Source organism: Burkholderia sp. BC1, assembly GCF_052683555.1.
On the sequence record NZ_JBQYLP010000199.1, the window covers coordinates 28,986 to 40,778 of the forward strand.

The following is an 11,793-nucleotide window of genomic DNA, read 5'->3' on the forward strand; positions in this document are numbered from 1 at the left end:
ATGTCGACGATCGAATCCGCTTCCTCCGCACGCACTGCGCCGGCACCGGCCGGCGGCGCTGGCGCCGCAGTGTCGCGCGTCGCGTGCAGCGCCTGCGACGCGGCATCCGTGGCCCACGCGCGGCGCACGCGCGTGTGGCCCGCCGGCATCGCGGCTGCACTCGCATGGACGCTGCTCGCGGCCGTCACGCAGCTGTGGCCGAACCGCGTCGTCGGCTTCACCGACTGGGCCTACACGGACACGTTCGCGACCGCCGCCGGCGCGTTCGCCGTGCTGCTGTTCGTCGCCGCGACGCTCGGGCCGCTCGTGCCGGCCGTGCGCGCGCCGCTCGCGCGCGTGTACGCCGCCGGCCCCTGGCTCGTCGCGCTGCCGCTCGTGCTCGCCGCCTGGGAGATCGCGACCGCGAAAACCGGCTGGCTGCCGACGCCGTTCTTCGCGCCGCCGCAGGCGTTGATCGAGGTCTACGTCGACGACTGGCCGCGCCTCGCGGGCAGCGCAGTCAACACGCTGAAACTGCTCGCGCTCGGTTTCGCGTACGGCGTCGCCGTCGGCTTCGCGGTCGGCGTGTCGATCGGCTGGTCGCGCCGCATCGGCTACTGGGTGCATCCCGTGCTGCGCGTGCTCGGCCCCGTGCCAGCCACCGCGCTGCTGCCGCTGACGTTCTACTTCTTCCCGACCAGCTATTCGGCCGCCGCGTTCCTGATCGCGCTGGCCACCGGCTTTCCGGTCGCCGTGCTCACGTGGTCGGGCGTCGCGAGCGTGAACCGGCAGTACTACGACGTCGCGCGCACGTTCGGCGCGAGCGCCCGCTTCCTCGTGCTGCGCGTCGCGATTCCGGCCGCGCTGCCGCACGTGTTCGTCGGCATCTTCATGGGACTCAGCGCGTCGTTCACGGTGCTCGTCGTCGCCGAAATGATGGGCGTGAAGTCGGGGCTCGGCTGGTATCTGAGCTGGGCGCAGGGCTGGGCGTCGTACGTGAACATGTATGCGGCGCTGATCGTGATGGCGCTGCTGTTTTCCGGGCTGATCGCGCTGCTGTTCGCGCTGCGCGACCGCGTGCTCGCCTGGCAGAAAGGAACCGTCCAATGGTAAGCGCCGCCGCCTCCGTCATTACGCCCGCCATTGCGCCCGCCGCTGCCGCGCCGCGCGGCGCGCGCATCGACATTCGTCGCGTGAGCCACGCATTCGACGGTCCCGACGGCTCGCTGCCGGTGCTCGACGACGTGTCGCTGTCGGTCGGCGCCGGCGAATTCGTCGCGCTGCTCGGGCCGAGCGGCTGCGGCAAGTCGACGCTGCTGCGGCTCGTCGCCGGCCTCGACGCCGCGCGCGCCGGCACGATCGCGCAGGACGGCGTACCGATCGCGCGCCCCGATCCGTCGCGCATCGTCGTGTTCCAGGATCCGACGCTCTACCCGTGGCGCCGCGTCCGCGCCAACGTCGCGCTCGGCCTCGAAGCGCGCGGCGTGGCGCGCACGGCGCAGCATCGCGTCGACGACGCGCTCGCGCGCGTCGGGCTGCAGGCGTTCTCGAACGCGTTTCCGCATCAGCTGTCCGGCGGGATGGCGCAGCGCGTCGCCCTTGCCCGCGCGCTCGTCAACGATCCGCGCCTGCTGATCCTCGACGAGCCGCTCGGCAAGCTCGATTCGCTGACGCGGCTGACGATGCAGGCCGAGCTGACCGCGCTGTGGCAACGCGACGGTTTCTCCGCGCTGCTCGTCACGCACGACGTCGAGGAAGCGCTGTTCCTCGCGCAGCGCGTGATCGTGTTCGGGCCGCGTCCCGCGCGCATCGTCGCCGAACTGCAGGTGGACCTGCCGTATCCGCGCCATCGCGGCGACCCGCGCCTCGCGGCGCTGCGTCACGAAGCGCTGCGCCATCTCGGGCTCGATGCGAGCTGGTAGATGCAGGCTGCCGTTCGCCGGGTAGACCGCATCGGCCGCGTGCGGCAATCGGTGCGCCGATGACGGTGCCGCCGTTCGCCGACTGGGCGCTCATGTTCCTGCAGTCGCTGTATCGCACGCAGATCGCGCTCGCGCGCGCGTTGCACGCGGTCGGCCTGACCGGCGACGCCGACGGACAGGCCGCGTGGCCGTGGGCGCGGCGCATCGCGCTCGAGACGTTACGCATCGATGCCGGACTCACGCGACAGCTGGCGCTCGCCTGTGCGGCGACGGCGCTCGCGGTCGCGCTCGGCTGCGTCGCGGTCGCTTCGCGCCGGTGGCGCGTCACCGCGGCAATCGGCGCGCTCGCGCTCGCGTGGTGCGCGCCGTGGCCGCCCGCGTCGCTGTGGCTTGCGCCGGCCGTGCCGACGAGTTTTCAGCGCAGCCCCGAGCCGTTTTCAGTCGCGACCGTGATGCACGGCGCGAATCTGTATGCGCGGCACTGTGCGGCCTGTCACGGCGCGGACGGCCGCGGCGAAGGGCCGCTCGCCGCGACGCTCGCGCATTGGCCGCCGACCTTCGCGGGCACGCTGCTCGCGCGGCGGCTCGACGGCGAGCTGTATTGGCACGTGCGGCACGGCATGCGCGACGCGCACGATGCGCCGTCGATGCCCGGCTTCGCCGCGACGCTCGATGCCGCCGACACGTGGGCCGTGCTCGATTACCTGAAAGCGCTGTCGGCCGGCAGCGGCGCACGGACGGCCGGCGCGTGGCCCGTGCCGGTCCCGCTGCCGGCGCTCGACGTGCGCTGCGGCGAGGCGGCGGCGCAGCCGCTCGCGCGCTGGCGCGAAGGACAGCGGGTGCGCATCGTCGCGCTGCGGCCCGGCAGCGCGCCGCCGCCGGAAGACCCGCGCTGGCAGACGCTGCTCGTCACGACCGACGACGCGCCGCTGCCGCCGTCGACGGCCGCGCGGGCGAACTGCGTCGCCGCGTCGCCGGGCGCGTGGCGCACGTTCGCGACGATCGCCGGCGTGCCGGCCGATGCGCTCGGCGGCACGCAGCTGTTCACGGACCGCCGCGGCTGGCTGCGGATGCGTGCGCTGCCGGGCAGCACGGGCTGGTCGGCCGCCGATCTGCTCTGCGCCGCGGACGCCGGAGCAGGCCCGTCACGCTCAACGGGCGCCGCCGATTCGCTGACCGCGCTGCTGCTGCGCATCGACGCCGAACCCGTACGCGACGTGCAGGCCGGCCTGCCGCATTGATTTCCCCGAACCCTCTTTCCGACGATCACCTTGACGATGAATCCGACCCGACGCCACTTCCTCGCGCACGCCGGTGCGCTCGCCACCGCCGCCACGCTGAGCGTCGCCCCCGCCGCGCTGCGCGCGCAGGCCGGTGCACGCCCGCTGCTGCGGGCCGGCGACCAGAAAGGCGGGCTGCGCGCGCTGCTCGAAGCGGCCGGCGAACTGCACGACCTCGCCTACGACATCGCCTGGACCGAATTCCCGGCGGCCGCGCCGCTCGCCGAAGCGCTGAACGCGGCGGCCGTCGATTGCGGGCCGATCGGCGACGCGCCGGTGATCTTCGCGCTCGCGTCGGGCGCACGCATCAAGGTGATCGGCGCGAACCGCTCCGATCCGTTCGGCACCGCGGTGCTCGTGCGGCCCGACGCGACGCTGAAACGCGCGGCCGATCTGAAAGGCAAGCGGATCGGCACCACGCGCGGATCGATCGGCCATTTCGTCACGCTGAAGGCGCTCGACGCGGCCGGCCTGCCGCCCGACGCCGTATCGTTCCGCTTCCTGCCGCCGGCCGATACGATGCTCGCGCTCGCGACCGGCTCGATCGACGCCTGGGCAACCTGGGAGCCCTATACGGCGCTCGCCGAAACGAGTGGCCGCGCGCGCGTGCTCGTCAACGGCCGCGGCCTGTGGTCGGGGCTCAGCTACCTCGCCGCGACCGACGCCGCGATCGCATCGAAGCGCGACGTGCTGCGCGATTTCCTGCAACGCGTCGTGCGCGCGCAGCAATGGTCGTACCGGCATGTCGACGCGTATTCCGCGACGCTCGCGCGGATCATCGGCATTCCGCCGGCCGCCGCGAAACTGCAGTTCCAGCGTCGGGAAACGCGCTGGCAGCCGATCGATGCAACGGTGATCGCCGAACAGCAGCGCACCGCGGACTTCTATCTGAAGGCCGGGCTGCTGCGCCAGCCGCTCGACGTGCGCACGACGTTCGACCTCGGCTTCCCGCTCGCGTGACCGGCCGCACGGACGGCCGTCGTGCGATCTGGCACAATCGCGGCTCGACCGTTTCGTCCACGTCAGCCAGCGTCATGCCAGCCATCGCCGAACTCCACGTCTACCCGATCAAATCCTGCGCCGGTATCGCGCTGCCGCGCGCGCAACTGCTCGATACCGGTCTCGCTTACGACCGCCACTGGATGGTGACCGACGCGCACGGCCGGATGATCACGCAACGCACACATCCGCGCCTCGCGCTCGTGCAGCCCGCGTTCGACGGCGACACGCTCGTGCTGTACGCGCCCGGCATGCGCGAACTGAGCACGCCGCTCGACGGCGACGCGACGCCGGCCACGCCGACGATCGCCGCCACCGTGTGGCGCGACACCGTCGATGCGATCGATACCGGCACGGATACGTCGGCGTGGTTCAGCGAGTGGCTCGGCGAACCCGCGAAACTCGTGCGCTTCGCGCGCGACGCACGGCGCGCATGCAGCGCCAAATGGACGGGCGACGTCGACGCGCATACGCAGTTCGCCGACGGCTATCCGCTGCTCGTGATCGGGCAGGCGTCGCTCGACGATCTGAACGCGCGACTCGCCGCAAAGGGCGCGGCCGCGATTCCGATGAACCGCTTCCGGCCGAACCTCGTCGTATCCGACCTCGAGGCGTATGAAGAGGATTTCGTCGAGCACCTCGATGCCGACGGCGCGACGCGCGTGCGGCTGCGTCTCGTGAAGCTCTGCACGCGCTGCCCGATGCCGACGATCGACCAGCGCACCGGCGCGCCCGATCCGGCATGGCCGCACGAACCGACCGACACGCTGCAGACCTATCGTGCGAATCCGAACTACGACGGTGCGCTGACGTTCGGCATCAACGCGATCGTCGTCGAAGGCGCCGGTGCGTGGCTCGAGGTCGGCCAGCCGCTCGATGCGGAGATCGGCTTCGGCGATTAGATTTGATCAAGCTCAGCGCACGCGCGACGCCGCGTCGTCCGCCGCCGGCAAGCGCACCGTCACGATCAAGCCGCCGCCCGCTGCAGGGGCTAGCACCACACTGCCCCGATGCACGCGCGCAATCTCGCGCACGATCGACAACCCGAGCCCCGTGCCTTCCACCGTCTGTGTCGTGCTGCCGCGATGAAAGCGCTCCAACACCGCATCGCGTTCGTCTTCGGGAATACCGGGCCCGTTGTCGATCACGTCGAGCCGCGCGCACTCGCCCTCGCGCGACACGCGCACCGTGATCACCGCGCGGTCGCCCGCATAGCGGATCGCGTTGTCGATCAGGTTGCCGATCATCTCGCCGAGCAGATCGGGCTGGCCGTGCACCGTGACGTCGGCATCGTGCTCGAAGCCGAGATCGATGTCGCGTGCGCGCGCGACCGGCGACCAGTCGAGCGTCACGCTGCGCGCCAGCCGATGCAGCGCGACCGTCTTGTGCGCGACCGCATGGCCGCTGTCCGAATCGAGCCGCGACAACGACAGCAGTTGCTGGACGATCTTCGCGGCCTGCCGCACCGCGCCGTTCACGCGACGCAGATGCACGTTCACGCGCGGCTGCTCGTCGGGGCGCAGCGCGAGTTCGACGCCGGCCTGCACGGCCGCGAGCGGCGTCTTCAGCTGATGCGCGGCGTCCGCGAAGAAGCGCCGCCGCGCGACCTGCATCCGCTGCGTGCGACCGATGTACTGGTTGATCGACTCGACGAGCGGCGCGAGTTCGCTCGGCATCCCGCCCGTATCGAGCGGCGTCGGATCGTCCTCGCTGCGCGCGGCGACCGTCGCCGAGAGCCGGTTCAGCGGCCGCAGCCCGCGCCCGACGCCGAGCCATACGATGCCGAGCGCGAGCACGACGAGCAGCCCTTCCTGCAACAGCGAGCCGACGAGAATCTGCCGCGCCAGCGCCTGGCGCGCCTCGATCGTCTCGCCGACCATCACCCAGACGATGCGCGTCTGCGCGGTCGGCACGTCGTGCACCGGCACGCGCAGCGCGGCCATGCGCAACTGCTCGCCGCGATAGACGACGTCGTAGTAGTGCGTGACGAACAGCGTGCGATCGCCGGCCGCGGCCGCGTCGTCGCCGGGCGGCAGCGGCAGGTCGGGATAGCCCGTGATCGTGCGGCCGTTGTCCTCGCGGATCAGGTAGTAGATCTTGCCGCCGTCGCCGGATTCGAACATCTCGAGCGCGAGATACGGCAGGTCGACCTCGATGTCGCCGTCGTTGAGCCGCACGCCTTCGCGGATCGACTTCAGCGACGACGACAGCGTGCGATCGAACGCGACGTGTGCGGCGCTCATCGCGCGCTGGTAGGTGAGCCAGGAATCGAAGGCGAGCAGGCCGAGCAGCGGCAGCAGCAACCACAGCGCGACCTGGGCCCGCAGGTTCGGCTGCTTCACGCGTCGCCCTTCGCTTCGAGCAGATAGCCGAGCCCGCGCAGCGTGACGATCGCGACGCCGCTGTTCTCGAGCTTCTTGCGCAGCCGGTACACGTAGATCTCGATCGCGTCGGCGTTGACGGATTCGTCGAGGCCGAAGATCTTTTCCGACAGCGTTTCCTTGTTGATCGCGCGGCCGTTGCGCAGGATCAGCACCTCGAGCACCGAGCGCTCGCGCGGCGTGAGCGGCAGCGGCTCGCCCGCGAGCCGGAAGCTGCGATCGACGCTGTCGTAGGCGAGCGGCCCGCATTCGACGCGCGAGTGTTCGTGGCCGAGGCTGCGCCGGATCAGCGCACGGGCGCGCGCCTCAAGCTCGGTCAGCTCGAACGGCTTCGCGAGATAGTCGTCGGCGCCGAGGTCGAGACCCTTCACGCGATCCTCGACCGAGCCGTGCGCCGTGAGGATCAGCACCGGCACCGGATTGCGGCGTGCGCGCAGCCGCCGCAGCACCTCGAGCCCGTCGAGCTTCGGCAGCCCGAGATCGAGGATCACCAGCGCGTAATCCTGCGTGCGCAGCACGTGGTCCGCCGCCTCGCCGTCCGCCATGTGGTCGACCGCGAACCGCGCGGCACTCAGCGCGTCGTTCAGCGACTGCGCAAGGAGGGGGTTGTCTTCGACGAGCAGCACACGCATGGCGATTCCGGTCAGGCAAATGTCAGGCCGCTACATTACATGATCCTTTCCGCGCCGACGCCTCGCACAAACCCGGTTGCGCGCTCGCGGGCCCCGTAGCCGATTGCCATCGAGTCACGCGCGAAACGGCGCTTGCGAAGCAGATCCAAGCATGTCCGTTGCAGCCCGTCGCTCCGCCCGGCGTTTTGCGCGCAGCGGCCCGCGCACCGCGCCGCGGCCGACGGTCGCCTGGCCGGCTCGCCGGACCGTATGTTCACGCGCGGCGAACTCGTCGACGCGTGCCCGATGAACGCCGACGCGCTGGAGCGCACCGTCGACAGTCATGTCAGCCGGCTGCGCAGGAAGCTCCGGTGCGCGGGCGCTTCGGCCATGCCGGAAGTCATGCGCGGCGTCGGCTATCGATTGCACGGCGCGCGGCCCTCGCCGCATCGACTTCGGGAAATCCATGACGCGCACGACACAATCGTCAACGGAAATGAAAGCAGGCTGAAAGTGCCTCGCACTTAACATCCGCGTCACTCGAACGACACAACAGAAAACGTAACTGGAGGAAGACATGCCGTTTGCACCGAAGCATCTCGCCGCCGCGCTGGCGATCGTCCTGGGCGCCGCCGCCGGCACGGCCGCCGCGCAGGTCCCGGCCGGGTATCCGGGTAGCTACCAGGGCGTGATCGACGCCGCGAAGCAGGAAGGCAAGCTGATCGTCTACTCGACGACCGACACGGGCCTCGTGCGGCCGCTGATCAAGGACTTCGAAAGCCTGTACGGCGTCAAGGTCGAGTACAACGACATGAACAGCACCGAGCTGTACAACCGCTACATCAGCGAGAACGCGGCGAACAGCACGAGCGCCGACGTGCTCTGGAGCTCGGCGATGGACCTGCAGGTGAAGCTCGTCAACGACGGCCTGATGGCGCAGTACGATTCGCCCGAGAGCGCGCACGTGCCGCAGTGGGCGCAATACCAGAAGCAGGCGTACGGCACGACGTTCGAGCCGCTTGCGATCGTCTACAACAAGCGGCTGATTCCGGAAAACGAAGTGCCGAAGACGCGCACCGACCTGATCAAGCTGCTCGCGTCGCAGCCCGACAAGTTCAAGGGCAAGTTGACGACCTACGACGTCGAGAAGTCCGGCGTCGGCTTCAATGCGCTGACGCAGGACGCGCACCTGAACGAGAAGATCACGTGGGAGCTCGTGAAGGCGATCGGCGCGACCGGCCCGAAGCTGCAGTCGAGCACGGGCGCGATGATGGAACGGATCTCGTCGGGCGAGAACCTGATCGGCTACAACATCATCGGCTCCTATGCGTACGCGAAGGCCAAGAAGGACAAGTCGATCGGCTACGTGTTTCCGAAGGACTACACGCAGGTCGTGAGCCGTCTCGCGACGATTTCGAAGAAGGCGAAGAATCCGAACGCCGCGAAGCTGTGGGTCGACTATCTGCTGTCGAAGCGCGGCCAGACGCTGATCGCGAACCAGGCGAACCTGTACGCGATCCGCACGGACGTGACCGGCGAAACGTCGGCCGCGAGCCTCACGAAGGAACTCGGCGATTCGCTGAAGCCGATTCCGATCGGCACGGGCCTACTCGTCTATCTCGACCAGTCGAAGCGGCTCGCCTTCCTGAAGCAATGGCAGCAGGCGATCAAGCGCTGATCGGCTGACGGCCGCCCGCGCGACGCCGCGCGGGCCGCACCCTTCCCCTTTCCGATTTTCCTTGCGGCGGCCATTCCGATGGCCGCAGGGGCGAACTCATGCTTTCAACCAGCACACGCGGAGCGGCCGCCGCCGTTCCGCCCCACGCCGGCAACGGCGACGCGATTCCCGCGCTGCCGGCGCGCAGCCTGCAGCCGCTCGCCGGCATGCTGCGCTGGATCGTCGTCGCGGTGCTGACCGTCGCGGTCGCACTGCCGCTCGGCTTCATCCTGTTCCAGAGCCTGCTGTCCGCGCCGTTCTTCGACGCCAACAAGACGCTCGGCATCGAAGGCTTCCGCTTCATCTTCCACGACCCCGACTTCTGGTCGGCCGTAAAGAACTCGTTCATCATCGCCGGCGGGATGCTGTTCATCTCGATCCCGCTCGGCGGCATCCTCGCGTTCCTGATGGTGCGCACCGACCTGCCCGGCCGCCGCTGGCTCGAACCGCTGCTGCTCACGCCCGTGTTCGTGTCGCCGATGGTGCTCGCGTTCGGCTACGTGGTCGCGGCCGGCCCGGTCGGCTTCTACTCGGTGTGGTTCAAGGAACTGTTCGGCGCGCAGAGCGTGCCGTGGAACGTCTATTCGATCTTCGCGATCACGGTGATCGTCGGCCTCACGCACGTGCCGCACGTCTATCTGTACTCGTCGGCCGCGCTGCGCAATCTCGGCTCGGACGTCGAGGAAGCGGCGCGCGTGACGGGCGCGCGGCCGTTCCGCGTCGCGCTCGACGTGAGCCTGCCGATGACGATGCCCGCCCTGCTGTTCGCCGGCGTGCTCGTGTTCTTCCTCGGCTTCGAGGTGTTCGGGCTGCCGCTCGTGCTCGGCGATCCGGAAGGCCATCTCGTGCTCGCCACCTATCTGTACAAGCTGACCAACAAGCTCGGCGTGCCGTCGTATCACCTGATGGCGGCCGTTGCCGTCTGCATCGTCGCGATCACGTTTCCGCTCGTGCTGCTGCAGCGCCGCCTGCTGAAGACGGCCAACCGCTTCGTCACCGTGAAGGGCAAGGCCGGCCGCTCGACCGTGCTGCCGCTCGGCGTGTGGCGCTGGGTCGCGCTCGCGATCGTCGCGCTGTGGCTCACGCTGACCGTGATCGTGCCGATCTCCGGGATCGTGCTGCGCGCGTTCGTCACGAACTGGGGCGAAGGCGTCGCGCTCGGCGAAGTGCTGACGCTCGCGAACTTCACCGAGCTGTTCGAACAGGACAACCTCGTGCGCGCGATCGTCAACACGCTCGGCATCGGCGTGATCGGCGGCGCGCTCGCGGTCGGCTTCTACTCGCTCGTCGCGTTCGCCGGCCATCGCCGCCACGACTGGGCGACGAAGCTGCTCGACTACCTCGTGCTGCTGCCGCGCGCGGTGCCGGGCCTGCTCGCCGGTCTCGCGTTCCTCTGGATCTTCCTGTTCGTGCCCGGGCTGCGCGAGCTGAAGAACTCGATGTGGAGCATCTGGATTGCGTACACGGTCGTGTGGCTCGCGTACGGGATGCGGCTGATCCAGAGCGCGCTGCTGCAGGTCGGCCCCGAGCTCGAGGAAGCCGGACGCAGCGTCGGTGCGACGCGCAGCCGCGTCTCGCTCGACGTGACGCTGCCGCTCGTGCGCTTCGGCCTGCTCGCCGCGTGGCTGCTGATCTTCATGATCTTCGAGCGCGAATACTCGACCGCCGTCTATCTGCTGTCGCCCGGCACCGAAGTGATCGGCGCGCTGCTCGTGTCGCTGTGGGCGACCGGCGCGGTCGATCAGGTCGCCGCGCTCTCTGTCATCAACATCGCGATGGTCGGCGTCGGTCTCGGCGTGGCCCTGCGTTTCGGAGTGAAACTTCATGGATAAGCTCATCGTCGACGATCTGCATCTCAGCTACGGCGCCAATCCGATCCTGAAAGGCGTGTCGTTCGAACTGAAGGCCGGCGAAGTCGTGTGTCTGCTCGGCGCGTCGGGCAGCGGCAAGACGACGCTGCTGCGCGCGGTGGCCGGCCTCGAACAGCCGTCCGACGGGCGCATCCAGCTCGACGATCGCGTGTTCTTCGACGGCGCGCAGCGCGTCGATCTGCCCGTCGAGCAGCGCTCGCTCGGCCTCGTGTTCCAGTCGTATGCGCTGTGGCCGCATCGCACCGTCGCCGACAACGTCGGCTACGGCCTGAAGCTGCGCCGCGTCGCCGCGGCCGAACAGAAACGCCGCGTGCAGAACGCGCTCGAGCAGCTCGGCCTCGGCCACCTCGCGGAACGCTTTCCGCATCAGCTGTCGGGCGGCCAGCAGCAGCGCGTCGCGATCGCGCGCGCGCTCGTCTACAACCCGCCCGTGATCCTGCTCGACGAGCCGCTCTCGAACCTCGACGCGAAGCTGCGCGAGGAAGCGCGCGCGTGGCTGCGCGAGCTGATCGTGTCGCTCGGGCTCTCCGCGCTCTGCGTGACGCACGACCAGACCGAAGCGATGGCGATGTCCGACCGCATCCTGCTGCTGCGCAACGGCCGCATCGAGCAGGAAGGCACGCCGGCCGAGCTGTACGGCGCGCCGCGCTCGCTGTATACGGCCGAGTTCATGGGCAGCAACAACCGGATCGACGCGCGTGTCGCGGCCGTCGACGGCGAATGCGTGACGCTCGCCGGCGACGGCTGGCAGCTGCGCGCGCTCGCGCGCGACACGCTCGCGCCGGGCCAGCCCGCGCAGGCCGTGATCCGCCTCGAGCGCGTGCAGGTCGCGGACGGCCCCGGCGCCAACCGGCTGCAGGCCGACCTCGTCACGTCGATGTATCTCGGCGACCGCTGGGAATACCTGTTCCATTGCGGCGACATGCGGCTGCGCGCGTTCGGCCACGTGCCGCGTGCGGCCGGCAAGCACTGGATCGAGTTTCCGGCCAACGACTGCTGGGCATTCGCGAAAGCGGGCTGACCCGGGCGGCGT

At 69.8% G+C, this 11,793-nt stretch carries 10 protein-coding genes and 1 pseudogene; 9 read left to right on the forward strand and 2 right to left on the reverse strand.

Translation table 11 applies throughout. The features are described 5' to 3' along the window. The 5 genes from ACSHSS_RS30465 (at position 1) to ACSHSS_RS30485 (ending at position 5,082) form a co-directional block, all read left to right on the forward strand. Positions 1-1,092 (forward strand): ABC transporter permease, encoded by a 1,092-nt coding sequence (locus ACSHSS_RS30465; protein ID WP_445545999.1) that lies wholly within the window; start codon positions 1-3, stop codon positions 1,090-1,092. Beyond that, the gene (locus ACSHSS_RS30470) at positions 1,086-1,901 is read left to right on the forward strand and encodes an ABC transporter ATP-binding protein (RefSeq protein ID WP_105808541.1); all 816 of its coding nucleotides are present in this window, start codon (positions 1,086-1,088) and stop codon (positions 1,899-1,901) included. The genes ACSHSS_RS30465 and ACSHSS_RS30470 overlap by 7 nt, the downstream gene beginning before the upstream one ends. Positions 1,902-1,960: 59 nt before the next feature. Continuing rightward, positions 1,961-3,142 carry a c-type cytochrome gene (locus tag ACSHSS_RS30475; protein WP_445546000.1) on the forward strand — a complete coding sequence of 394 codons (1,182 nt, stop codon included), beginning with the start codon at positions 1,961-1,963 and terminating at the stop codon, positions 3,140-3,142. Positions 3,143-3,178: 36 nt separating this feature from the next. Continuing rightward, the gene (locus tag ACSHSS_RS30480) at positions 3,179-4,141 is read left to right on the forward strand and encodes an ABC transporter substrate-binding protein (RefSeq protein ID WP_445546001.1); all 963 of its coding nucleotides are present in this window, start codon (positions 3,179-3,181) and stop codon (positions 4,139-4,141) included. 74 nt (positions 4,142-4,215) lie between these two features. Next, positions 4,216-5,082, forward strand: a complete 867-nt coding sequence (locus ACSHSS_RS30485; protein WP_445546002.1) for an MOSC domain-containing protein — start codon at positions 4,216-4,218, stop codon at positions 5,080-5,082. A 12-nt stretch (positions 5,083-5,094) separates the two neighbouring features. Here ACSHSS_RS30485 and ACSHSS_RS30490 read toward each other — a convergent pair whose 3' ends face one another. Together ACSHSS_RS30490 and ACSHSS_RS30495 are read right to left on the reverse strand one after the other, a co-directional pair. Next, entirely contained in the window at positions 5,095-6,522 is a 1,428-nt protein-coding gene (locus tag ACSHSS_RS30490; RefSeq protein WP_445546003.1) for a sensor histidine kinase N-terminal domain-containing protein, read from the reverse strand. After that, positions 6,519-7,193 carry a response regulator gene (locus ACSHSS_RS30495; protein ID WP_006402365.1) on the reverse strand — a complete coding sequence of 225 codons (675 nt, stop codon included), beginning with the start codon at positions 7,191-7,193 and terminating at the stop codon, positions 6,519-6,521. The genes ACSHSS_RS30490 and ACSHSS_RS30495 overlap by 4 nt, the downstream gene beginning before the upstream one ends. A gap of 228 nt (positions 7,194-7,421) precedes the next feature. On the opposite strand from ACSHSS_RS30495, the pseudogene ACSHSS_RS30500 reads away from it, so the two are divergent. The 4 genes and pseudogenes from ACSHSS_RS30500 to ACSHSS_RS30515 all read left to right on the forward strand — a co-directional run. After that, positions 7,422-7,610: pseudogene (locus ACSHSS_RS30500) on the forward strand (winged helix-turn-helix domain-containing protein); the annotation flags it as partial. A gap of 139 nt (positions 7,611-7,749) precedes the next feature. After that, positions 7,750-8,850, forward strand: a complete 1,101-nt coding sequence (locus ACSHSS_RS30505; protein ID WP_253572766.1) for an ABC transporter substrate-binding protein — start codon at positions 7,750-7,752, stop codon at positions 8,848-8,850. Between the two features lie 98 nt (positions 8,851-8,948). After that, a complete protein-coding gene (locus ACSHSS_RS30510) occupies positions 8,949-10,721 on the forward strand; it encodes an ABC transporter permease (protein ID WP_060042072.1) in 1,773 nt (590 codons plus the stop codon). Beyond that, positions 10,714-11,781, forward strand: coding sequence for an ABC transporter ATP-binding protein (locus ACSHSS_RS30515; protein WP_105841871.1), 1,068 nt, complete (start codon positions 10,714-10,716; stop codon positions 11,779-11,781). The genes ACSHSS_RS30510 and ACSHSS_RS30515 overlap by 8 nt, the downstream gene beginning before the upstream one ends. The last annotated feature ends 12 nt before the right edge of the window (positions 11,782-11,793 follow it).